The following is a 22,517-nucleotide window of genomic DNA, read 5'->3' on the forward strand; positions in this document are numbered from 1 at the left end:
CCGCCACGGTTGGTATCCCCACTGTGGCGGGCTTTTTCGGGTTGACCCTGTATTCAAGGCGCGGTTGTTCGAGTGGACTACGCCCGCACGTCAGGATCAACGACTCTGCGCGACGCAACCACGTTGACGCTGTATTCACGGCGCGGTTGTTCGAGTGGACGACGCCCGCACGTCAGGATCAACGACTCGGCCCAGCGTCATCGCCGGCCGCCCGAACCCGCATCACCGGTCGGCGGCGGTGGCGCTTCGAACGACGGCGGCGCAACCGACATCGGCGGACGCGTCACCGGTCCGGGCCTGCTGACGGTGTGATCGGGCAGCGATGGGTGCGGTGCCGGCGCGGATCCGGCAGCCGGGGATTCCTGCTGAGGCTGCGGTTGCTGACTCGGCGCCACCACCGGCGGTGCGACGGATTTGGTCGAGACCCCGGGCATCGACGTACTCGACGCCGGCGGTGCGCTCGGCGGCGCGGAAAGCGGTGTTGTCGCAGGCGTTTCCAGTGGAGCTGTGATGCCGCTGTCGAGCGGTTCCCCGCCGTGCCGGCCCGGCCCGGCCAACGTCCAGACCAGACCCGCCACCAGTAGCACCAGCGCGCACGCGGCCAGACTGATCGGCAGTGCGAGCCGGCGGCGCCGTTCCTCCGCCGGCGCGGTACCGGCGCCCGCGGCAGAACCGGCGCCGGCGGCCGAACCGAAATCGGCACCGTCGACCAGATCGGTTGTCCGACAGACCAACTGAATGTCCCTGAGCGTCGTATCCCGAAGCTCCTTCGGCGCCGGGATGAAGGGCATGGCGCCCAGTAGCGCTGCCGGACTCACCCGGCGGCGCCGTTCGGATTCACACTCGGGGCACGACTCGATGTGGCGGGCGATGCGCTTGCGCATCAGCACCGTCATCGCACCGTCCCAGCCATCGAGCACCGCGGCAAGCTCCGGGCAGCGCGCCGGATCCTGCCGCGTCTGCCGGGCCACCAGCAGCGCACCGAGCGAGCGGCCGACCATCTCCCGCGCCCGATGCGTCAGGGTGTTGGCGGTGGCCGGGCTGACGCCGAGTGCCTTGCCGAGCTCCGGGCCGTCGAGGCCGTGGCGGTAACTCAATTCGATGACCTCGCGGTCGCGATCCGAGAGGCCACCGCAGGCCTCCCGGATCAATTGGGCCAGGTCGTCCTGCTCGGCCAGGGCATCGGGACCGGCATCGCCCGATGCGCTGTCGAGGTACTCGTCGTCGGCCGGTTGCTCGCGCTGTCGGCGCTGAATGTGCCGCAGGGCCTGAGAGCGCGACACCGCGTACAACCACGGCCGCAGCTTCTCGGGCTGGCGCAGCTTCGACAGCCCGGTCGCCGCGGTGCAGAACGCCTCGTGCACACAGTCGGCAGCGGCGTCACTGTCACGGACCATGCGCACGACGAAGTCGTTGAGCCGGTCGGCGTAGCGGTCGTAGATCGCGGCGAACGCCGCGCGGTCGCCCGAGGCGGCCGCGCGGGCAAGTTCCTCGTCGGGTACTTCGTCCCAATCGACAAGCGCGCTCATCGGCGGGGTTCTCCCCTGATCATCAGTAGTAGTAGGCCGGGTAGAAGCCGGTATCGCCGTTGTCGCAGTTGACGTTGATGTCCCAGAACCGGTTGAGCGGGACGCCCGGAACGAAGAAGCCCGCCTCGCCGGCAGAATTCTGGTAGGCCCTGGTGGTGAACCAGTCCGAGGTGTAGGTGCACCACGTGCCCCCGCTGCCACCGCTCCAACCGATCCAGATGCCGCCGTAGTGCGGTACCGGATTCACGCCCAAGGGGTTCGCGTGCGCGGTTCCGGCACCCATCAGAGCTACCGGGACCGCCGCTGCCGCAGCAATTCCAGCAACGAACTTTTTCAGCTTGGTAGCCATGTGCTCCGCCTTTCCTCTGCTCGGCCCGGTTGGCCTCGCTTGCATGTAGGAGCATCTCGCCGCATCAATCCTGACAAGTTTTTCCGAATTTGGTCAGGCATCCGCAAAGAAGTTCTGAACCTCGCGCAGACCCCGGAGCAACCGCAGTGTCAACCACGCTGCGCGCCGGGCCGGCAAACCCCTTGCCAACACCCCGACCGAATTACTAGGATATGCAAGTATCTCGGCGCTCGAGTCGAGAATCCTGAACTCTCCATAACTTTGGACGGACGTCATGACCACCCAGATTCCGCACTTCATCAACGGCCGGCGCACCACCGGCGAATCGACCCGCACCGCCGACGTGCTCAACCCCAGCACCGGCCAGACCCAGGCCCAGGTGCTCCTGGCGTCGGCCGCCGACGTCGACGCCGCTGTGGCGGGTGCCGTTGTCGCGCAACGGGAATGGGCGTCGTGGAACCCGCAGCGCCGGTCGCGCGTGCTGATGAAGTTCATCGACCTGGTGAACCAGAACAAGGACGAACTGGCCCGCCTGCTGTCGCTCGAACACGGCAAGACCTTCGAGGACTCGCTCGGTGACATCCAGCGCGGCGTCGAGGTCATCGAGTTCGCCGTCGGCATCCCCCACCTGATGAAGGGTGAGTTCACCGAGGGCGCCGGCGCCGGCATCGACGTCTACTCGATGCGCCAGCCGCTCGGTGTCGTCGCCGGCATCACGCCGTTCAACTTCCCCGCCATGATCCCGCTGTGGAAGGCCGGGCCCGCGCTGGCCTGCGGCAACGCCATCATCATCAAGCCGTCCGAGCGCGACCCCTCGGTGCCGCTGCGCCTCGCCGAACTGTTCATCGAGGCAGGCCTGCCGGCCGGTGTCCTGCAGGTGGTCAACGGCGACAAGGAGGCCGTCGACGCGATCCTGCAGCACCCCGACATCAAGGCCGTCGGCTTCGTCGGCAGCACCGACATCGCGCAGTACATCTACTCGAACGCCGCCGCCAACGGTAAGCGCGCGCAGTGCTTCGGCGGCGCCAAGAACCACATGATCGTGATGCCCGACGCCGACCTGGACCAGGCCGTCGACGCGTTGATCGGTGCCGGTTACGGCAGCGCGGGTGAGCGGTGCATGGCGATCAGCGTCGCCGTTCCCGTCGGCGAAGAGACCGCAAATCGCTTGCGTAACAAGCTCGTCGAGCGTGTCAACCAGCTGCGGGTCGGGCACAGCCTGGACCCGAAGGCCGACTACGGCCCGCTGGTCACCGGAGCGGCCCTCGAGCGGGTGCGGGGCTACATCGCCCAGGGTGTCGAGGCCGGCGCCGAGCTCGTGGTCGACGGCCGCGAACGCGCCAGCGACGACCTGACGTTCGACGATGCCGATCTGTCCGGCGGCTTCTTCCTCGGCCCCACCCTGTTCGACCACGTCACCCCCGACATGTCGATCTACACCGACGAAATCTTCGGTCCGGTGCTGGTGATCGTCCGCGCCCACGACTACGAGGAGGCGCTGCGGCTGCCGTCGGAGCACGAGTACGGCAACGGCGTCGCGGTGTTCACCCGCGATGGCGACACCGCCCGCGATTTCGTCTCGCGCGTGCAGGTCGGCATGGTCGGCGTCAATGTGCCGATCCCGGTTCCGGTGTCCTACCACAGCTTTGGCGGCTGGAAGCGGTCCGGCTTCGGCGACCTCAACCAGTACGGCACGGCGTCGATCCAGTTCTACACCAAGGTCAAGACCGTCACCGAGCGCTGGCCGTCGGGCATCAAGGACGGGGCCGAGTTCTCGATCCCGACCTTCAAGTAAGGGCCTGCGTTGAGCATCGACCTTTTCGGACTGGACGACGACGAACGCGTGATCGCCGAAACGGCGGCCGCGTTCGCCGAAAAGCGGCTGGCCCCAAATGCTTTGGCGTGGGACGCCGACGACCACTTCCCCACCGATGTCCTGCGGGAAGCGGCCGAGCTGGGCATGGCGGCCATCTACTGCAATGACGACGTGGGCGGCAGCGGACTGCGCCGGTTGGACGGCGTGCGCATCTTCGAGCAACTGGCCGCCGCCGATCCGACCATCGCGGCGTTCTTGTCGATCCACAACATGTGCGCGTGGATGGTGGACAGCTACGGCACGCCGGAGCAGCGCAAGACCTGGCTGCCGAAGCTGGCCTCGATGGAGGCCATTGCCAGTTACTGCCTCACCGAGCCGGGTGCCGGCAGTGACGCAGCGGCCTTGCGCACCAAGGCCGTTCGCGATGGCGACCACTATGTGCTCGACGGCGTCAAACAGTTCATCTCCGGTGCGGGCGTCTCGGACGTCTACGTCGTGATGGCCCGCACCGGGGCCGACGGACCGCGCGGCATCTCGGCCTTCATCGTCGAAAAGGACACGCCGGGACTGAGTTTCGGCGCCAACGAGGAGAAGATGGGCTGGCACGCCCAGCCCACCGCCCAGGTGATCCTGGAAGGTGTGCGAGTGCCCGCCGAGGCCATGCTGGGCGGCTCGGACGGCGAGGGCACCGGTTTCTCCATCGCGATGAACGGCCTCAACGGTGGCCGCATCAACATCGCCGCCTGCTCCCTGGGCGGCGCGCAGGCCGCCTACGACAAGGCGCTGGGCTATCTGGCATCGCGCGAGGCCTTCGGTGGGGCGCTGATCGACGAGCCGACCATCCGGTTCACCCTCGCCGAGATGGCCACCGCGCTCGAGACCTCGCGAAACATGTTGTGGCGGGCGGCAACCGCGCTCGACACCAACAATCCGCGCAAGGTCGAACTGTGCGCCATGGCCAAGCTCCATGTGACCGAGGCCTGCTACACGGTGGCCGACCAGGCGTTGCAGTTGCACGGCGGCTACGGCTACCTGCGCGAGTACGGGCTGGAAAAGATCGTCCGCGACCTCCGGGTGCACCGCATCCTGGAGGGGACGAACGAGATCATGCGCGTGGTCATCGGCCGGGCAGCCTCGGCTGCCGCACGTAATTAAGCGATTTGTGCACGAAAATCCGCGGTGAGCGCGAGAAATCGTGCACAAATCGCGGAGAACTAGGGAGGACAGACTGATGGCGACGATTGCATTCCTGGGCCTGGGCCACATGGGCGGCCCGATGGCGGCGAACCTCATCGCGGCGGGGCACACCGTGCACGGCTTCGACCCGGTCCCGGCCGCGGCGCAGGCGGCCCGCGAGCACGGCGCGACGACCTTCGACAGCGGCCCCGAGGCGGTGGCCGACGCCGACGTCGTCATCACCATGCTGCCCAACGGCGACCTGGTGAAGAGCTGCTACGCCGAGGTCCTGCCCGCCGCGGCCCCCGGCGCGCTGTTCATCGATTCGTCCACCATCTCGGTCGACGACGCCCGCGAGGTGCACCGCCTGGCCGGCGAGCACGGCTTCGCCCAATTGGACGCCCCGGTGTCCGGCGGCGTGAAGGGCGCGACGGCCGGCACGCTGGCGTTCATGGTCGGCGGCGAGCCCGAGGCCTTCGAACGCGGACGCGCGGTGCTCGAGCCGATGGCCGGCAAGATCATCCACTGCGGCGACTCGGGGGCCGGCCAGGCCGCCAAGGTGTGCAACAACATGGTGCTCGCCGTCCAGCAGATCGCGATCGGTGAGGCGTTCGTGCTCGCCGAGCACCTCGGCCTGGACAAGCAGTCGCTGTTCGACGTGATCACCGGTGCGACCGGCAACTGCTGGGCCGTGCAGGTGAACTGTCCGGTCCCCGGACCGGTCCCCAGCTCCCCGGCCAACAACGGATTCCAGCCCGGTTTCGCCACCGCCCTGATGAACAAGGACCTCGGTCTGGCGATGGCTGCGGTGCGCTCGACGGGGTCGTCGGCACCCCTCGGTAGCCATGCCGCGGACATCTACGCAAAGTTTGCCGCCGAGCATCCCGATCTCGACTTCAGCGCGGTAATCAACCTGCTGCGTCAATGAGGTCGCATCACCATCACCGCACGTCACAGTGGTATTCGTTAGTTAACTGTGACATCGCGCGCGTTAGGGCATAGGATGCGTGGGTCGCACAGGGAGGATTCGCGCCGCATGACTTTCAAATATTCCGCCAAGGGGGCCACCGCCTCGGCTACCGCGATTGCTGTGGCGTTTTTCGGGGCGGGCGTCGCCTTCGCATCGCCCGGCCCGTCGAGCCCGAGCAACCCGGGCACCGACCCGGCTCAGCCGACGCAGACGCAGCAGGCCAGCAAGAACAACGAGTCGGCCACGACGCCGTCGAGTGACCTCGGTACGGCCAGCAGCAAGACCGTCTCCAACTCGACCTCGAGTTCGACCGCCGGCCACACCGGCAAGACGGCCCGTAACAACGACAACGGCCTCGAGTGGGGTGACGACTGGAGCCTTGGTGGCTTCCCGCCGATCAACCTGTCGAGCATGCAGCCGCCGGAGGCCACCGTCGCCGTGCCGCTGTCCCTCGGCCTGCCCGGCCTGAGCCTGCCCAGCCTGGTGCTCGACGCCGGTCTCGGCGGTCTGGTGACGGCACTGGGCGGCCTCGCACTCGGCCAGATCACCAGCCTCTCCGCCGTGCCTGCGACCGCGACGCTGGGCGCCCCGGTCGCCGCTGCCGCAGCTCCGGCCGCGACTGCCGCCACCTTCGGCACCCTGTCCACCGTCGGCGACATCGCCAAGGTCTCCTCGGCGGCCGCCGCTCCGGCCCTGTCGGTCCCCGCCATGGCGGCTCCGGCGGTGGCTGCCCCGAGCCTCGGCGGCCTGCCGGCCATCGGCGCACCGGCCATCGGCTCGCTCGGCGCGCTGGCCGCACCGAAGCTGCCCGGCATCGGTCTGCCGAAGCTCCCGTCCGCCGGCCTGCCGGAGATGCCGGACTTCACCAAGCTGGGCACCCCCAAGCTGCCCAAGCCGGAAGACCTGCCCCACCCGGAGATCGGTCTGCCGAAGGCCCCGAAGGTCGGCCTGCCCGACATGTCGGACATCCCGCACCCGCAGATCGGCTTCCCGCCGCACCCGCGGATCTTCCCGAAGATCGGCCTGCCGAAGGTCAGCCTTCCGTGGTTCTGAGCCGCTGAAAGAGGCGGGGCTCGGCGCCCCGCCTCGACAAGTGAAAAGTTGTGAAGAACTGGTGGTCAGCCCTGGGCTGACCACCAGTTCTTGTGTAGGCGCTCGCACCCGGCGACCAGCAGGCCGTCGTACTCGGCGCGCACCTGGACCGCCCCGGGGAATTCGTGGCCGGCCGAGTAGCCGGTGGTGACGACCAGCGTCGCCAGCTTGGCGGCCCGTGCCGCGCGAAAACCGCGGGCACCGCCCGCGACCGCCAGTGCACTCTCGGGTCCCAGGCCCAACTCCCACAGGGCGTGGCCGTGCAGATCCGGCTCCCGGGTCGGACGCGGCAGATCGTCGGGCGTCACGATGGTCTCGGCGATGCCGTCACCCAGCAGCTGACGGACCAGCGGCTCCACCCACGACCGGCTGCCGGTGCTGACCACAGCCACCGCCACCCCGGCGCCGAACAATCCGGCCGCCAGGTCGGCGAGGCCGTCGCGCGGGCTCACGTCACCATCGAGGACCGACGCCTCGAACAGGTCGGTCTTGGTGCGGTACACGTGGGCCGCGATCTCGTTGCTGACCCGCCCGTATCCGCGCCGGCGCAGCGCCGAGGCGACGCGCCGCTGTTCGTCGGCGATGCGGACCAGCCGGCCGTACTCGGCCACCGACCAGGAGATATCGAGCCCGTGTTCGGCGAAGGCGGCGTTGAATGCCACGCGGTGCCCGTCGCGCTCGACATCGGCCAGCGCACCGTCCAGGTCGAAGATCACCGCGCGCAGCGGGTCGATCACGGCATGGGCCGGGCGCGCCACATCCCACCAGAACGTGCGCTCCACACAACTCACCGACATGCGTACAAGGGTGTCCCACGTCACACATCCCGGGCCTCCCCCCAACGGGGGATTGGACCGGGGTAACACTCCGGGACCGTCCAGCCGGTCCTGCCGACCAGCGCCGAATCACGGCTCTAAGGTGATGCCATGAGCACCAGCGAGAAGCCGAAGGCGGATCGCGCATGACCGCCGAGCCCGACGCCGAGGCCGGCGCGCCGGTACGGCTGATCCTGGTCGACGACCACGAAATGGTCATCGAGGGACTCAAGGCCATGCTGGCCGCGTTCAGCGACCGGGTGCGGGTGGTCGGCCAGGCCGTCGGCGCCGAACGTGCCGCCGCGGTGGTCGACGAGCTGCAGCCCGACATCGTGCTGTGCGATGTGCGGATGCAGGGCGCCAGCGGCCTGGACCTCTGCCGTGAACTGCGCGAGCGCGATCCGGACCGCAAAGTGGTCATGCTGTCGGTGTACGACGACGAGCAGTACCTGTACCAGGCGCTGCGGGTCGGCGCGGCGGGCTATCTCCTCAAGAGCATCAGCAGCGACGATCTGGTCCGTCAGCTCGAATTGGTGCACGGCGGGGCGACGGCCATCGACCCGAGCATGGCCGCGCGGGCCGCCGATACCGCCGCCCGCATGCAGCGCGACGAGTTCTGGCCCGGCGCCCGGCAGGGCCTCACGCAGCGCGAGAGCGAAATCCTGTCGTTCGTCGTCGACGGCCTGTCCAACCGCGGTATCGCCACCCGGCTGGTGATCGGCGAGGAGACCGTCAAGAGCCACCTGCGATCCATCTACCGCAAGCTCGACGTCAGCGACCGGGCCGGCGCGGTGGCCACCGCGCTACGGGAGGGCATCTACCGATGACACCGCGCAACGAAGTGCTGACCGCCGACCGCGAGCTGGCCCTGCTGCGCGAGCTGATCCAGGCCGCCTCGAGCGGACCCGGCGTCGAGCCGCTGGCCGCGGCGGCGGCCCGGATGATCACCGCGGCCACCGGCACCGACGTCTGCTTCGTCCACGTCCTCGACGACACCGAGCGATCGCTGACGTTGACGGGTGCGACCCCGCCGTTCGACCAGGAGGTGGGCAAGATCCGGCTCCCGCTCGGCGAAGGCGTCTCCGGGTGGGTGGCCAGCAACCGCGAACCGGTGGTCATCAGCCACGACAAGGAATCCGACCCCCGGTACCGGCCGTTCGAATCGCTGCGCGGCAGTGACTTCGCGTCAATGGTGTCGGTGCCGATGGAGACCGACCCGGGCGGGCTGGTCGGCGTGCTCAACGTGCACACCGTGGAGCGCCGGGAGTTCACCGCCCGCGACGTGGAGCTGCTGCTGGTCATCGGCCGGCTCATCGCCGGGGCCATGCATCAAGCCCGGCTGCACCGCCAGCTCGTCGCCCGCGAACGGGCCCACGAGAACTTCGTCGAGCAGGTCATCGAGGCCCAGGAGATCGAGCGCCGCCGACTGGCCGGCGACATCCACGACGGCATCTCGCAGCGGCTGGTCACGCTGTCGTACCGGCTCGACGCGGCCAGCCGCGCGGTCGGGACCGACGCCGCCGTCGCGGCCGAACAGCTGACGCTGGCCCGGGAACTGGTGGACCTGACGCTCGGCGAGGCCCGCGCCGCCATCGGGAATCTGCGCCCGCCCGTGCTCGACGATCTGGGGCTGGCCGGCGGACTGGCCAGCCTCGCGCGCTCCATCGGTCAGCTCGACGTCGACGTCGAGCTGACCGACGTCCGCCTCCCCGACCACATCGAGCTGGCGCTGTACCGCATCGCGCAGGAATGCCTGCAGAACGTCGTGAAGCACGCCCACGCCAGCAATGCGCTGCTGAAGTTCGCCGCCGACGCGGAGCACGCCCGGCTCGAGATCATCGACAACGGCATCGGCTTCGACACCTTCGAGCGCCCGCTGGGCGCCGACGAGACCGGCGGCTACGGCTTGCTGTCGATGGCCGAGCGCGCCGAGATCGTCGGCGGCCGGCTGAACATCCGGTCCCGACCCGGCTCGGGGACCATCGTCACCGCCACCATCCCGCTGCCGTCGACGAACTGACGACGACTCTCCCCTCAGGGTTGCTAGGTTTCACTTGCCGTGCATCATGCGGTCATCTCGGCAAATTTTGACAACGCCCACAGAATGCCGAACCATCGAGGCTGACATGGGGGTGTAGGTGCGCACAGGCAACACAAACGCGATCATCGGCACTGCTGCGGTCACCTTCGCTGTGTTCGCCTATCTGGTGATCACCGGTGACCATGACACGGCGGCGGCACGTCTCACCAACGACATCGGACTGACAGTCTTCAGCAGCCTTGCCTGCCTGGCCGCTGTCGCCGCCTACCGGGCCAACCGTGGCCGGCGTCGGCGCGCGTGGCTGGCACTGGCAATCGGGATGGCGGGCTGGGTCGTCGGCAACCTGATCCTGCTCTATCACCACGCCGTGCTCGGATCGCCGCCCGCGTTTCCGTCGGTCGCCGACGCCGCGTTCCTGCTGCTGCCGTGCACCGTGGTGGTCGCATCCGTGGGGAAGGTGCGGCCCGACCGCATGTCGGCCCTGCGCCCCGTGCTGGACGGCGTCATCGTCGCCTCCGCGTTGTTCCTCGTGTGCTGGGTGCTGGTCCTGGAGGATCTGTTCACCTCCGCGCATTCGAGCTGGATCGCGACCGCGGTGTCGGTGGCGTTCCCGATCTCGGACGTCGTCATGATCACGCTGGCGGTGTTGACGGTGAGTTCGACGGTGCCGGGCAAACGCCAGGCCATCGTCCTGGTCTGCACGGGACTGATCATCGTCGCGGTGGCCGACAGCATCTGGATATACGTTCTGGCGCAATCGAATTCGACCAGTCCGGTGGCGGTCGTCTGCTGGGCGGCGGGCCTGGTGCTGTTCAGCGCCGGCGGGCTGATCGATGCGCGCACACCACCGTCGGCGACCCGGCGGAAACGGCAGCCGCTGTCCGATCCGCTGCTCTGGCTACCGTATTCGCCGATGGTGGCCGCGGTGGTCGTCGGGCTCTTCGACCTCTGGCCGGTGACCAACGACAAACCGGTGCTGATCGCCGCCTCGGTGCTCGTGATGACGGCGCTGGTCCGGCAGCTCATCGTGCTGATCCAGAATCGGCGGCTGTTGTTCGACCTGGCCGAGCAGACCAGGCGCGATCCGTTGACGGGTCTGGGAAATCGGTTGATGTTCAACGATCACCTCGATGCGGCCATCCGGTCCCGCGGAGACGATCGGATTCCCGTCGCCGTGCTCGCGCTCGACCTGGACGACTTCAAGATGGTGAACGACAACCTGGGGCACCCGAGCGGTGACGAGCTGTTGGTCGACGTCGCGAGCCGGCTGAAGAGCACGGTGCCGGCCGAGCACACCGTCGCCCGGCTGGGCGGCGACGAATTCGCCGTTCTCATCCGGTCGGCACCGAATTCGGCCACCATCATCGCCGAGCGCATCATCGAGGCGTTCGATGCCCCGTTCTCGCTCAACAGCGAGAAGGTCTTCATCCATCCGAGTGTCGGGCTGGCGATCGCCCCCGCCGACGAACCAGACGTCACCGCCGACGATCTGATGCAACAGGCCGACGTTGCGCTGTACGCCGCCAAGCGGACCGGCATCGGCGGCGTCCAGACCTTCTCCGCGGACATGCGCCAGGTCTCGCCGCTCGACCTGCCGCAGCGATGGAGCGACAGCGGCCGGATCCGGCCGCCGGCCCATGCCGGGGTGCAGCTGCTGGGGCAACTGCGCCGCGCCATCGGCGACTCCGAGTTGAAACTGGTGTACCAGCCGAAAGTGCTGCTGGCCACCGGCGAGATCGTCGGCGTGGAGGCGTTGCTCCGCTGGCCCCACCCCGAGCTCGGCCTGCTGACCCCGTCCGAGTTCCTGCCGTTGATCCGGCGCAACGGCCTGATCGGCTCGGTCACCGACACGGTGCTCAAGCAAGCGGTCCTGGACGCCTCGACATGGTTCGGGACGGGCCATCGCAATGTGCCGGTCGCCATCAACCTCTTCGCGCCGTCACTGACCGACGTCGATCTGGCCGACCGGATCGGGGCCATCCTCGCCCAGCACGCACTGCCGGCGAGCGCCCTCACGGTGGAGATCACCGAGCAGATGCTGCTGTCGAACATGAGCCGGACGGAAGTGGTGATCGACCGGCTGCGGAAGTCGGGGCTGCGGGTCTCGATCGACGACTTCGGGTCCGGCTACTCGACCATGAGCTACCTGCGGGACCTGCCGGTCGATGAGCTCAAACTGGACCGGGAATTCGTGCTGCCGATGACGCATAATCCCCGAGCCGCCGCCATCGTGCGATCGGTGATCAACCTGACCCATGCCCTCGACATCACGAGTGTCGCAGAAGGAGTCGAAGACGCCGCGACCGCCGAGCAGCTCTCGGCGTACGGGTGCGATATCGGCCAGGGCTACTACTTCGCCAAACCGATGTTCGCCGAATCGCTGCGTCCCCTGATCGAAGCGCGGAACCCCTTACGCCGCTGAGCCCTCAGAAGTCGCCGGCGGTGCGGCGCAGGGTCTCGATCGCGTCGACCAGCGCCGCGGACTGCTCGTCGGACATCCCGACGTCGGCGAAAACCTCCTTGTTGAGGGTCACCGTGGCGTCCTCGACCGTCGAGCGGCCGAGCTCGGTCAGCCGCACCAGGGTGGTCCGCCCGTCCGTGGGATGCGGCACCCGCTCGACGAGGCCGTCGGCCTCGAGCCGCCGGATGGCATGGGTGACACTCGTGACGTGCACCTGCAGCCGGTCGGACGCCTTGGTGATCGGCAGTGCGCCACTACCGCTGAAGGCCAGCAGCCGCAGCAGTTCGTAGCGGGAAAAGCTGAGGTCATAGGGCCGTAGCGCAGTCTCCACGCGGGCCAGCAGAATCTGGTGGGCCCGCATCACCGAGGTCACCGCGACCATGCCGTCGGCGACGTCGCCCCAGCCGGCCCGCTCCCAGTTGGCCCGGGCCCGGGCGATGGGGTCACTGCTCACCGCTCATTCATACCGCACCGGACCCCTCGCCCGATGCAGTCAGGCCCCGACTTCCGTCCCGTCCACCGTCTTCCGGATAGCCGCCAGCACCGCGCGCGACGATCTGCGGTCCCCGACGGTGATCCGGACGCCGCCGTCGGCATAGCTGCGGACCCGCGGGCCGTCATCGCCGAATTTCCAGGCCCGCGCCCCGCTCGGCAGATAGACGAAGTTGGCGTGGCTGTCGGTGCAGTACACGCCCATCGACCGCAACCGCGCCCGCAGGAACGCCCCCTCCGAGGCGATCATCCGGATACGTTGCCGCAGTTGATCTTCCGCGTCGTAGGACGCGGCGACGGCGACCAGGCCGGTGATCCCGATCCCGAACGGCAACTGCATCCCCCACAGCTCGCGCGCCAGCGACGGCGCACACACGCCGTAGCCGATGCGCAGGCCGGCGAGCCCGTAGGCCTTCGAAAAGGTGCGCACCACAACCAGATTGGGGTACCGCACCACCAGCGACGGGATGTCCAGGCACAGCTCGGGGGCCAGGAACTCGACGTACGCCTCGTCCAGCAGGACGACGGTGCCCGACGGCACCCGGTCCAGGAACCGGTACAGGTCGGCGGCCGACTCGACCGTCCCGGTCGGGTTGTGCGGACGGCAGATCACCACCACGCGGGCGCGCGCCGCGGCGGACGCCATGGCGTCGAGGTCGTGGTGACCGTGCCGGTCCAGCGGCACGGTCACCGACCGCAATCGCGCCATCTGCGCGAAGATCGGATAACCGTCGAAGGTGGGCGACGCCGTCACCAGCACGTCACCGGGGTGGGTGACGGCCTGCAGCACCTGCAGGATGACGCCGGTGGCGCCCGCGCCGACCAGTACCTGCTCATCGGCGACGCCCACGTGCCCGGCGATCAGCGACCGCAGCCGCTGCGGCAGGAACTCCGGGTACCGGTTCACCACGCCGATCGACGCGGTGAGCGCGGCCCGGACCGCCGGCAGCGGCGGGAACGGATTCTCGTTGAGCGCCAACGCCAACGGGTCGTCCGCGGCGGGCAGCGAACCGACCGCGTCGGCCAGCGCGCACGTGGGTGTCATCGCTGTCCGCCCCAGCGCACCGCGGCCGCGCCGGCGAAGTCACCGGCGTGCGCGAAGGCCGCCATCATCACCACGTCGCCCTCGGCGACCTGTCCGTCGATGATCGCCCGGTCCAGGTTGACGGGCACGCCGGCGGCGAAAAGGTTGCCGCACTCGTCGAAGGTGTCGCGGTGCTTCGACTCGGGCAGCTCCAGGGCCTCGCGCCAGTTCCGCAGGAACACGCGGTTCGGCTGATTGGTGACCAGCAGGCCGATGTCCTTGGGCGCCAGCCCGATCCGGTCGCACACCGCGTACGCCACCTCAGGCACCTGACGGTTACCCCGGGCCAGCACCTTGGTGATCTTGCTCTCGGTGAAGCCGATGCAGCCCTCACCCGGTCCCGCCTGCCACCATTTGCGCGGCGGGTCGACCGACATCGTCATGTCACCGGCGTATTCGCCGTAGGTGCGGCATTCGACGTCGAGGATCGGCGAAACGTCCGACGCCGCAACGAGTCCCACCGCGGCGCCGTCACCGGGCACCGCGGCCTGCGCCTTGGGCCGGATGGTGACCTGGTCGAAGACCTGGCCCGCCGCGTTCTGCGCGACCGCCACCAACGCGGTACGCCCCTCCCCTGACGCGATCAACTGTTTGGCCAGCTTGAGGCCCAGGATGAAGGCCGCGCACCCGCCGTTGTGCAGGTCGACCACCCAGTTCGGCTTCATGCCAAGGCGATTGGCCATGCCGCCGCCGCCGCCGTAGAACGGCATGTCGGGCAGCTGGGTGTGGGTGATCAGGATGTCGACGTCGGCGAGGGCGTCGGAGCCGTGCCGGTCGACGAGGCCCGCGGCGGCCCGCTCGACCATGTCGATGGCCGTCTCGTCGGGGGCCACGTGGTGGCGGAACTTCGGCGCCCGGAACATCAGGTTGTCCCGCAGATCGTCGGAATCGGCGAACTGCGCGTAGTAGTCGGCGCTGATCGGCTCGCCCGGAAGATAGGTCGAGACATCGAGCAGGCTCACAACTGGTTGGCTCATGCGTGACTCACTTCATCCAGGCCGGGGTGATCGGCAGGCCGTTGCGATGCCGGTATTCGGCGATCGCCTTGAGGTTGTCCAGCTCCAGGCGGTGGCCCGCCCCGAACATGTCCCAGAAGTCCCCGACCCACACGGGTCGCTGCGCGGGCGCGGTCTCCGGGTACGGGTTGTGGTCGTAGAAGGGGTGGTGGCAGTTGGTCCACAGCACCACCGAGCCGGGCTTGTTGAGCACGACCTGGGCGTCGACGACGCGCATCAGGTAGATCATCCAGAGGTGCCGGCCCTGGTCCCAGGCGCAGTGGTAGTCGACGGTCATCGCCTCGCGGTTCGCCACTGTGCGCGTGTAGATTTCGGTCTCCGAGCCCAGCCGGTCGTAGGCCAGCCAGAGGCCCGGTTCCTCGGTCTCGGTGAATCCACGCAGGCTGTAGGTCCACTCTTCGAGGCTGCGGGTGTCCGCCAGATACTCGAAGAGTTCCTGCGGCGGGCAGTCGATGTAGTCGTTGACGGTGCAGTAGTCACCGAACACCACGTCGTGCGGGTACACCGACCGCATCATCTCCATGATGATGGGCGTGGCCTTCTCCCGGGGCGCGTTCTCGATGCGGGTCACTCCGTCGATGGGTAGGGCGATGTCTTCAAGCGCGGGCAGCGACATGCTGGGAACTCTCTTTCTGCGTCTGTTGTGTGGCTGAGTCGAGAAATGGTGCGAACGGGGGGATTTCGTCGGCGGAGCATTCGATGCTGACCACCGATGGTCCGTGCCGGCTGAGTGCTTCGCTCAGCGCCCCGGCCAGCTGCGGCAGCTCGGTGACATCCGTCGCGTGCAGGCCGGGGAACATCGCGGCCAGACCGGCACCGAGCCGGGCCGGGGTGAAGCGGTTGTAGCTGTAGCGGTCGCCGTAGAACAACTGCTCGCGGGTGACGCACATGGCGTGGGCGTTGTTGTTGAACAACACGAAGGTGATCGGGAGCCGGTACTCCAGCGCCGTGTGCAGCTCCATGCCGTGCATGAAGAACGAGCCGTCGCCGGCCACCACCACGGTCCGGTATTGCGGTCCAGCTGTTTTCGCCCGGGCGAAGCACATGCCGATGCCGGCGCCGAAGCTGTACCCCATACCGCCCATCCCGAGCGCCACCACGAAGCGGCCGGCCCGGCGCACCGGCAGCCCGTGCACCGTCGAGGCACCGGTGTTGCCGGCGTCGACCACAATGTCGGCGCCGTCGGGCAGCAGGTCGTCGAGCAGGGCGACGGTGTCGCGGTACCGGATGCCGGGGCCGTCGTGCGGCGGCGGCTGAAGTTCGGTGTGCGGCAGCGGGTCGAGGACCCGTAGCCCGTGGGGCCGGCCGGCTCCGGTCAACGATCGGGTCAGCGCCGTCAGCGATGCCCGCAGGTTGGTCGAATTCACGTGTGTGCTCGGCACATACGGACCTTCCGCGCCGAGCGAGACCGTCTGCACCCCGGCCAGCGCGCTGTCGAGGCCGGCGCGCGCCGTCACCGCCAGGCGCGTCCCGATCACCAGACACACCGCGCTGCGGGAGATCGCGTCGACGACCCGCGGATGGCCCATCACGCCGGTGACGCCCAGCCATGACGACTGCCCCAGCCCGGGTGAGCCGCTGACGTCCTTGCCGTCAGGCACCGTGGCGACCCAGGCCCGCAGCACCGAGCGCAATTCCTCGAGCTCACGGCGGGCGTCGTCGCGGGCCACCTGCTCGCCGGCGATGATCGTGACCGGCCCCAGCGCCCGGCGCAGCACCTCGGCGATGGGACCCGGGTCTGCCAGCAACGAATCCTGCACAGCAGCAACCGGATTGACCACATCGATCATCGCCTGCTGGACGTCCTTCGGCAGCAGCAGTACCGCCGGGCCGCCACCGGCCGCCGCGGTCAGCGCCTCCGCCAGCGCCGGCACGATGTCCTCCGGCTCCGTCACGCGACGGCAGTACACCGACACCGCCGAGAACAACGCCACCGCGTCCAGCGATCCGGACCGGCCACTGGTGTCCTGGAAGCTGCCGCGGCCGTCCATGCCGGTCGGCGCCTGCCCCACCAGAGCCAGCACCGGCACTCGGCTGGCCAGTGATTCACCTAGTCCCGCAACAAGATTCAGCGATCCGCCGCCCGACGTCGCGGCCACCACCCCGATCCGGGACACCGCGCGGCTGTAGCCGTCGGCCATGGTGGCCGCGGAGAACTCATGCTTGGCCAGGATCGCGGTGACGTCGTCGGCGAGGAACGCCGCGTCGAACAGGTCCTCGATGTTGGCCCCGTCGACGCCGAAGAAATACTCGACACCCGACGCCGCAAGTTGCGTGATGATGTGGTCCACCACCCGATGCCTGCTGACCATCTGCCACCTGCTTCCGCTCGTCTAACCACAGACACGAGGCGGATGGGCGAATGGTTCAACGCCAGTGGAAATTTTTAGAGATTGCGCTCCAGTAAAACCTTGCCGTTGTCGGCGGAAACCAGTTGTACCGCAGCAATTTCCGAAACCTGCATCGGCGTGTTACCACTCGGCAACGCGGTGGCACCGGACATGCCGAACCATGTGGCGATCTGGTTACGGCTGCCATCGCGGCCCACCACCACCATACCCAGGTTGGTCGGTGGCGCGGCCGGTCCGCTGGACCAGTCGCCGTAGCTGCAGGCCATGTCGATCCGCGTGCCCCAGCCGAAGCTGCTCAGCGCGATGGTGGCGTTGAACGGTGTGGGTGCCACGTGCTGCATGGGCAACTGCGCGACCTGCTCCTGGCTCTGGCCCCCACCGAAGAACTCGGGCCGGACGACGGCCACCGCACCGACTGCCAGTACCGCCGCGGCCAGGCCGGCCACCGCCGTCGTCACCCAGCGGGTCCGGCGCCGGCGCCAGCGCACCTTGGCCAGTACCGAGTCGAGCACCTCGGGCCGCAACGGCGGCTCGGGCTGCTCGGCGCCGATCTCCTGCACGTCGGCCAAATCCAGTAGACCCAACAGGGCCGGCATACCGCTGAGCTCACCGACCGCGTCGCGGCACCGGGAGCAGGTCTGTAGGTGCGCTTCGTACTCACGGCGTTCGGCGCTGGACAGCGAGCCCAGCACGTAGGCGGCGTCCCAGGTTGCGTACCGGTCGCCATCGAAGGGTCCGAGAGGTTCGACAATGTGAATGCTCACCGGGTCACCCCCATTTCCTGCAGATTCAGGCGCAGCGCCCGGACCGCATAATGCAGCCTCGATTTCACTGTGCCCTCGGCGATCTGAAGCTCCGCCGCGATCTGGGCGACGCTCAACTGCCGGTAGTACGCGCGCTCGATCACTGCGCGATGGTCGACGGAGAGCTGACTCAGGGCACCCCCGAGCAACATCCGATCCAGGGCGGTATCCACCTCGTCGGTGGCGGCCGGGTCCGTCCGGTCCTCGGCCTCCACCACCTCTGACGACGTCGTTTCGTGCCGGCGCCGGGCGCTGCGCTGCTCATCGATGATGAGGTTGCGGGCGACGGCGTAGAGCCAGGCCCGCGGGGACTGGTTGGCGTCGGATACGACATCGGGGTGGCGCCACGCCCGCAGCAACGTCTCCTGCACCACGTCCTCGGCACGCGCCGAGTCCTGTGTCAGACGCAGGGCATAGCGCCAAAGGGCGCCTGCGTGCTCGTCGTAAAGCACCCGCATCATGGCGGCCTCCGGATCGCTCATGCACCAACCTCCGTCATTGACACGAGATCAGGGGCGATCCGGTTCACCTGATCAGTCGCGAAGCAGCGTCAAGATTCGGGGTCCGTCCTCGGTGACAGCAACGGTGTGCTCCCAGTGTGCGGCACGAGAGCCGTCCTTGGTAACCACCGTCCACTCGTCTTCGAGAATGACCGTCTTCGACGTGCCCAGCGTCAGCATCGGCTCGATTGCCAGCACCGAACCAGGCTCGAGGAACGGACCCCGACCTGGCGATCCCTCATTGGGCAGGAACGGGTCCATGTGCATCTCTTGCCCGATACCGTGGCCGCCGTAGCCGGCGACGATGCCGAACTTGCGGTCGTAGCGGGCGGACGCCGCGTGGGTCCCCCGCTCGATGGCATGCGAGACGTCGGTCAGCCGGTTACCGGGGACCATGGCGGCGATGCCGGCCTCCATGGACTCACGGGTGGCGTCGGACAGCTTCTGGTCGGCGTCGATCAGCGGGCCGACACCGAACGTCACGGCCGAGTCGCCGTGCCAGTCGTCCAGGATGGCGCCGCAGTCGATCGAGACCAGGTCACCGCTGGCGAGCACCTCGTCGGCGGTCGGAATGCCATGCACCACGCGGTCGTTGACCGACGCGCAGATGGTCGCCGGGAAGCCGTGGTAACCCAGGAACGACGGGATACCGCCACCCTCGCGGATGACGGACTCGGCGATCTGGTCCAGCTCGAGAGTGGACATCCCAGGCGCGGCCGCTTCACGGACCGCCTTCAGCGCCGCCGCCACCAGCGAGCCGGCAGCCGCCATGGCGTCCAATTCACCGGGAGTCCGCTGCGGGACGACCTTGCGGCCGCGTCGGGGTAGACCAATCATCGATGACTACTTCGGCCGGTCGGCGGCTTCAGCTGCCGAGCGCCTGCAGGGCGCGGGCGAAAACCTCATCCAGGCTGCCGACGGCGTCGACCGACACGAGCTCGTCCCGGTAGTAGTCCAGCAGCGGGGCGGTCTCGTCCCGGTACACCTTCATCCGGTTGAGGATGACCTCTTCGGTGTCGTCCGCGCGGCCACGGCTTTTCAGCCGGGTCAGCAGCTCGGACTCCGACACGCGGAACTCCAGCACGGCGTCCAGCTTCAGGTTGCGCTTGGCCAGCATGTCGCGCAGCGCGACAGCCTGCTCGACCGAGCGGGGGAAGCCGTCGAGGATGAACCCGGCGGCGGTGTCGTCGGCGTCGAGACGGTCGTCGACCAGCGCGTTGGTCAGCTCGGCCGGGACCAGGTCGCCCGCGTCGAGGTACTTCTTGGCCTCGACACCGAGCGGGGTGCCCTTGCTGATGTTGCTACGAAACAGATCACCCGTGGAGATCTGCGGGATGCCGAACTTCTCGGCCAGCTTCTCGGCCTGAGTGCCCTTGCCTGCTCCCGGCGGTCCCAGCAGAACCATTCTCATTTGAGGAACCCTTCGTAGTTGCGCTGCATGAGCTGGCTCTCGATTTGCTTCACCGTGTCCAGACCCACACCGATCATGATCAGCACGGCCGTACCGCCGAACGGCAAGTTCTGCACGCTACCGGAGTTGCCGATCTCGAGGAACAGATTGGGCAGCACGGCGATGATGCCCAGGTAGATCGAGCCGGGCAGGGTGATCCGGCTCAGGACGTACCGCAGGTAGTCCGCCGTCGGCTTGCCGGGCCGGATGCCGGGGATGAAGCCACCGAACTTCTTCATCTCGTCCGCCCGCTCATCGGGGTTGAACGTGATGGACACGTAGAAGTAGGTGAAGAAGATGATCAGCCCGAAGTAGATCGCGATGTAGACCGGGTCGGCCGGGTTGGTCAGGTACTTGGCGATCGCCTTGGACCACCAGCCGTTGGATGCGTTCGGATCACCGGCGGTGACCAGCTGGGTGATCAGGTGCGGGATATAGATCAGCGACGACGCGAAGATGACGGGGATGACGCCGGCCTGGTTGACCTTGAGGGGCAGATAGGTCGAGGTACCGCCGTACATCCGGCGGCCCACCATGCGCTTGGCGTACTGCACCGGGATACGGCGCTGGCCCTGCTCGACGAAGACGACACCGACGATGATCACGAGCGTCGCGACCACGACCGAGGCGAAGACCACGCCGCCACGGCTCTCCAGGATGGACTGGCCTTCGGACGGGATGCGGGCGGCGATGCCGGCGAAGATCATCAGCGACATGCCGTTACCGATGCCACGCTCGGTGACGAGCTCGCCCATCCACATGACCAGGGCGGCGCCCGCGGTCATGACCAGCACGATCACGACCAGGGTGAAGATGCTCTGGTCCTGGATGATGTTCAGGGTGCAGCCCTGCAGCAGGTTGCCGCTCGCGGCCATCGCGACGATCGAGGTGCCCTGCAGAACTGCCAGCGCGATCGCGAGATAACGCGTGTACTGCGTCATCTTGGCCTGACCGGACTGGCCTTCCTTCTGCAGCTGTTCGAAGCGCGGGATGACCACGACCAGCAGCTGCACGATGATGCTGGCGGTGATGTAGGGCATCACGCCGACCGCCAGCACCGACAGGTGCAGCAGCGCACCGCCGGAGAACAGGTTGATCAGCGAGTAGACCTGTGCGGCGTCACCGCCACTGACCTGCTCGATGCACTTCTGCACGTTCGGGTAGTTCACCCCGGGGGACGGCAACGCGGCACCGGCCCGATACAGGACGACTACACCCAGCGTGAAGAGGATCTTGCGTCGCAGATCGGCCGTCCGCAGGGACGAGATAAAAGCCGAAAGCACTCTTCCTCCTGCGCAGCCGAGCTCGGGCCGCGGCGTGCTGATGGGGCTGGTCAGGTCCAGCGTTTGGTTAATTCCGTGCGCGAACACAGCAGGTACCCGACCTGCCTGGACGCGCCGTCAAATCAGTCTCCGAGAATAACAGTTGCCGTCCCCGCGACCTGCATCCGCTCGGCGCCGAACCCTTCCTACCCAGCCGGGACGCGGCGAAACGTGCCGCCACCCGGCATTTCTGCCGCGTTCAGGAACGGCGCGTACAGTCGCCGACAGGTTGTTACATGAGCTAACTACCAGCCCGCTCAACGGGTACTCGACGACAGGAACGACGCGATGGCACGCACTGACAACGACACGTGGGACCTGGCATCGAGCGTAGGAGCGACCGCGACCCTGGTCGCCGCCGCCCGCGCCCTCGCCACCAATTCCGAAGACCCGATCATCGACGACCCGTTCGCCGCTCCCCTGGTCCGCGCCGTCGGGGTCGAGTTCTTCACCAAGCTGGTCGACGGCGCCACCGATCCCGCCCAGTTCGGCGCCGGCTACGGCCCGACCATGTCGCAGCTGACCAACGGGATGGCGGCGCGCACCAGATTCTTCGACGACTTCTTCCGGGACGCCGGCAAGGCCGGTATCCGGCAGGCCGTCATCCTGGCCGCGGGCCTCGACTCGCGGGCCTACCGCCTGGTCTGGCCGGCGGGCACCGTCGTCTTCGAGATCGACCAGCCCGACGTCATCGAGTTCAAGTCCAAGACCCTGTCGGATCTCGGCGCGGCGCCGACCACCGAACGGCGCACGGTGGCGATCGACCTGCGCGACGACTGGCCTGCCGCACTGCGCGCCGCTGGCCTGGACCCCACCAAGCCCACCGCATGGATCGCCGAGGGCCTGTTCGGCTACCTGCCGCCCGAAGCACAGGACCGGCTGCTCGACCAGATCTCCGAACTGTCCGCACCGGGCAGCCGGATGGGCGCCGAAGGTGTGCCGGCCACACCGGACCTCGACGAGGACGCCGTGCGCGAGCGGATGAAGGCCGCGTCGGAACACTGGCGCGACCAGGGCTTCGAACTCGACTTCAGCGATCTGGTCTATCTCGGTGACCGCGCCGACGTGGACACCTATCTGCAGGGCCACGGTTGGCAGACCACCGCCGTCACCTCCAACGAACTGCTGGTCCGCAACGGCCTGCCGGCCGTCGCGGCCGACCCGAACGGCCAGCCCTCAATGGGCGAGGTCAACTACGTCACCGCCGTGCGCTGATCTCCAGTTATTACTACCGACGGACAGGACCCACC

Annotated in this window: 21 protein-coding genes; 8 read left to right on the forward strand and 13 right to left on the reverse strand. The window is 68.1% G+C overall.

Features of this window, described 5'->3' with window-relative positions; translation table 11 throughout:
- Positions 1-197: 197 nt before the first annotated feature.
- Entirely contained in the window at positions 198-1,529 is a 1,332-nt protein-coding gene (locus tag VXD91_RS29590; protein ID WP_346417057.1) for a sigma-70 family RNA polymerase sigma factor, read from the reverse strand.
- A 22-nt stretch (positions 1,530-1,551) separates the two neighbouring features.
- Complete coding sequence (locus tag VXD91_RS29595) at positions 1,552-1,878, reverse strand: hypothetical protein (RefSeq protein WP_346417058.1); 327 nt, start codon at positions 1,876-1,878, stop codon at positions 1,552-1,554.
- Between the two features lie 274 nt (positions 1,879-2,152).
- Between VXD91_RS29595 and VXD91_RS29600 the strand changes: the two genes are divergently transcribed.
- From VXD91_RS29600 to VXD91_RS29615, 4 genes are all read left to right on the forward strand, one after another.
- Complete coding sequence (locus VXD91_RS29600; RefSeq protein ID WP_346417059.1) at positions 2,153-3,673, forward strand: CoA-acylating methylmalonate-semialdehyde dehydrogenase; 1,521 nt, start codon at positions 2,153-2,155, stop codon at positions 3,671-3,673.
- Between the two features lie 15 nt (positions 3,674-3,688).
- The gene (locus VXD91_RS29605; RefSeq protein WP_346417167.1) at positions 3,689-4,849 is read left to right on the forward strand and encodes an acyl-CoA dehydrogenase family protein; all 1,161 of its coding nucleotides are present in this window, start codon (positions 3,689-3,691) and stop codon (positions 4,847-4,849) included.
- Positions 4,850-4,925: 76 nt separating this feature from the next.
- Positions 4,926-5,798: a 3-hydroxyisobutyrate dehydrogenase gene (gene mmsB, locus VXD91_RS29610; protein WP_346417060.1), complete on the forward strand. Its 873-nt coding sequence runs from the start codon at positions 4,926-4,928 to the stop codon at positions 5,796-5,798.
- A 108-nt stretch (positions 5,799-5,906) separates the two neighbouring features.
- Entirely contained in the window at positions 5,907-6,893 is a 987-nt protein-coding gene (locus tag VXD91_RS29615) for a hypothetical protein (protein ID WP_346417061.1), read from the forward strand.
- 65 nt (positions 6,894-6,958) lie between these two features.
- Here VXD91_RS29615 and VXD91_RS29620 read toward each other — a convergent pair whose 3' ends face one another.
- Complete coding sequence (locus VXD91_RS29620; RefSeq protein ID WP_346417062.1) at positions 6,959-7,729, reverse strand: HAD family hydrolase; 771 nt, start codon at positions 7,727-7,729, stop codon at positions 6,959-6,961.
- A gap of 164 nt (positions 7,730-7,893) precedes the next feature.
- Here VXD91_RS29620 and VXD91_RS29625 point away from each other — a divergent pair, with 164 nt between their 5' ends.
- The 3 genes from VXD91_RS29625 to VXD91_RS29635 all read left to right on the forward strand — a co-directional run bounded on the left by VXD91_RS29625 (position 7,894) and on the right by VXD91_RS29635 (position 12,210).
- A complete protein-coding gene (locus VXD91_RS29625; protein WP_346417063.1) occupies positions 7,894-8,574 on the forward strand; it encodes a response regulator transcription factor in 681 nt (226 codons plus the stop codon).
- Positions 8,571-9,767 (forward strand): GAF domain-containing sensor histidine kinase, encoded by a 1,197-nt coding sequence (locus VXD91_RS29630; protein ID WP_212806903.1) that lies wholly within the window; start codon positions 8,571-8,573, stop codon positions 9,765-9,767. Before VXD91_RS29625 ends, VXD91_RS29630 begins: the two co-directional genes overlap by 4 nt.
- A 118-nt stretch (positions 9,768-9,885) precedes the next feature.
- On the forward strand, positions 9,886-12,210 hold the full coding sequence (locus tag VXD91_RS29635; protein ID WP_346417064.1) for an EAL domain-containing protein: 2,325 nt from the start codon (positions 9,886-9,888) through the stop codon (positions 12,208-12,210).
- A gap of 4 nt (positions 12,211-12,214) precedes the next feature.
- Here VXD91_RS29635 and VXD91_RS29640 read toward each other — a convergent pair whose 3' ends face one another.
- The 10 genes from VXD91_RS29640 to secY all read right to left on the reverse strand — a co-directional run bounded on the left by VXD91_RS29640 (position 12,215) and on the right by secY (position 21,228).
- A complete protein-coding gene (locus VXD91_RS29640; protein ID WP_133425300.1) occupies positions 12,215-12,703 on the reverse strand; it encodes a MarR family transcriptional regulator in 489 nt (162 codons plus the stop codon).
- A 39-nt stretch (positions 12,704-12,742) separates the two neighbouring features.
- On the reverse strand, positions 12,743-13,786 hold the full coding sequence (locus tag VXD91_RS29645; protein ID WP_346417065.1) for an aminotransferase class I/II-fold pyridoxal phosphate-dependent enzyme: 1,044 nt from the start codon (positions 13,784-13,786) through the stop codon (positions 12,743-12,745).
- A complete protein-coding gene (locus tag VXD91_RS29650) occupies positions 13,783-14,802 on the reverse strand; it encodes a 3-oxoacyl-[acyl-carrier-protein] synthase III C-terminal domain-containing protein (protein ID WP_346417066.1) in 1,020 nt (339 codons plus the stop codon). Before VXD91_RS29650 ends, VXD91_RS29645 begins: the two co-directional genes overlap by 4 nt.
- Positions 14,803-14,809: 7 nt before the next feature.
- Complete coding sequence (locus VXD91_RS29655; protein ID WP_346417067.1) at positions 14,810-15,457, reverse strand: SRPBCC family protein; 648 nt, start codon at positions 15,455-15,457, stop codon at positions 14,810-14,812.
- Positions 15,438-17,153, reverse strand: coding sequence for a thiamine pyrophosphate-dependent enzyme (locus VXD91_RS29660; RefSeq protein WP_346417068.1), 1,716 nt, complete (start codon positions 17,151-17,153; stop codon positions 15,438-15,440). Before VXD91_RS29660 ends, VXD91_RS29655 begins: the two co-directional genes overlap by 20 nt.
- Positions 17,154-17,227: 74 nt before the next feature.
- Positions 17,228-17,956: a zf-HC2 domain-containing protein gene (locus VXD91_RS29665; RefSeq protein ID WP_110767128.1), complete on the reverse strand. Its 729-nt coding sequence runs from the start codon at positions 17,954-17,956 to the stop codon at positions 17,228-17,230.
- On the reverse strand, positions 17,953-18,477 hold the full coding sequence (locus tag VXD91_RS29670; RefSeq protein ID WP_061001784.1) for a sigma-70 family RNA polymerase sigma factor: 525 nt from the start codon (positions 18,475-18,477) through the stop codon (positions 17,953-17,955). The genes VXD91_RS29665 and VXD91_RS29670 overlap by 4 nt, the downstream gene beginning before the upstream one ends.
- A 51-nt stretch (positions 18,478-18,528) precedes the next feature.
- Positions 18,529-19,332, reverse strand: coding sequence for a type I methionyl aminopeptidase (gene map, locus VXD91_RS29675; protein WP_061001785.1), 804 nt, complete (start codon positions 19,330-19,332; stop codon positions 18,529-18,531).
- A 28-nt stretch (positions 19,333-19,360) separates the two neighbouring features.
- Positions 19,361-19,906 carry an adenylate kinase gene (locus VXD91_RS29680; RefSeq protein WP_061001786.1) on the reverse strand — a complete coding sequence of 182 codons (546 nt, stop codon included), beginning with the start codon at positions 19,904-19,906 and terminating at the stop codon, positions 19,361-19,363.
- Positions 19,903-21,228, reverse strand: coding sequence for a preprotein translocase subunit SecY (gene secY / locus VXD91_RS29685; protein WP_346417069.1), 1,326 nt, complete (start codon positions 21,226-21,228; stop codon positions 19,903-19,905). Before secY ends, VXD91_RS29680 begins: the two co-directional genes overlap by 4 nt.
- A gap of 327 nt (positions 21,229-21,555) precedes the next feature.
- Between secY and VXD91_RS29690 the strand changes: the two genes are divergently transcribed.
- Positions 21,556-22,482, forward strand: coding sequence for a class I SAM-dependent methyltransferase (locus tag VXD91_RS29690; RefSeq protein ID WP_346417070.1), 927 nt, complete (start codon positions 21,556-21,558; stop codon positions 22,480-22,482).
- The last annotated feature ends 35 nt before the right edge of the window (positions 22,483-22,517 follow it).

The organism is Mycobacterium sp. SM3041, assembly GCF_039668335.1.
Classification (GTDB): domain Bacteria; phylum Actinomycetota; class Actinomycetes; order Mycobacteriales; family Mycobacteriaceae; genus Mycobacterium.

Coding starts and splice junctions, on each gene's coding strand:
- VXD91_RS29590 (WP_346417057.1), bottom strand. CDS start 1,529: ATGAGCGCGCTTGTCGATTGGGACGAAGTACCCGACGAGGAACTTGCC.
- VXD91_RS29595 (WP_346417058.1), bottom strand. CDS start 1,878: ATGGCTACCAAGCTGAAAAAGTTCGTTGCTGGAATTGCTGCGGCAGCG.
- VXD91_RS29600 (WP_346417059.1), top strand. CDS start 2,153: ATGACCACCCAGATTCCGCACTTCATCAACGGCCGGCGCACCACCGGC.
- mmsB (WP_346417060.1), top strand. CDS start 4,926: ATGGCGACGATTGCATTCCTGGGCCTGGGCCACATGGGCGGCCCGATG.
- VXD91_RS29615 (WP_346417061.1), top strand. CDS start 5,907: ATGACTTTCAAATATTCCGCCAAGGGGGCCACCGCCTCGGCTACCGCG.
- VXD91_RS29620 (WP_346417062.1), bottom strand. CDS start 7,729: ATGTCGGTGAGTTGTGTGGAGCGCACGTTCTGGTGGGATGTGGCGCGC.
- VXD91_RS29625 (WP_346417063.1), top strand. CDS start 7,894: ATGACCGCCGAGCCCGACGCCGAGGCCGGCGCGCCGGTACGGCTGATC.
- VXD91_RS29630 (WP_212806903.1), top strand. CDS start 8,571: ATGACACCGCGCAACGAAGTGCTGACCGCCGACCGCGAGCTGGCCCTG.
- VXD91_RS29645 (WP_346417065.1), bottom strand. CDS start 13,786: ATGACACCCACGTGCGCGCTGGCCGACGCGGTCGGTTCGCTGCCCGCC.
- VXD91_RS29650 (WP_346417066.1), bottom strand. CDS start 14,802: ATGAGCCAACCAGTTGTGAGCCTGCTCGATGTCTCGACCTATCTTCCG.
- VXD91_RS29655 (WP_346417067.1), bottom strand. CDS start 15,457: ATGTCGCTGCCCGCGCTTGAAGACATCGCCCTACCCATCGACGGAGTG.
- VXD91_RS29660 (WP_346417068.1), bottom strand. CDS start 17,153: ATGGTCAGCAGGCATCGGGTGGTGGACCACATCATCACGCAACTTGCG.
- VXD91_RS29670 (WP_061001784.1), bottom strand. CDS start 18,477: ATGAGCGATCCGGAGGCCGCCATGATGCGGGTGCTTTACGACGAGCAC.
- map (WP_061001785.1), bottom strand. CDS start 19,332: ATGATTGGTCTACCCCGACGCGGCCGCAAGGTCGTCCCGCAGCGGACT.
- VXD91_RS29680 (WP_061001786.1), bottom strand. CDS start 19,906: ATGAGAATGGTTCTGCTGGGACCGCCGGGAGCAGGCAAGGGCACTCAG.
- VXD91_RS29690 (WP_346417070.1), top strand. CDS start 21,556: ATGGCACGCACTGACAACGACACGTGGGACCTGGCATCGAGCGTAGGA.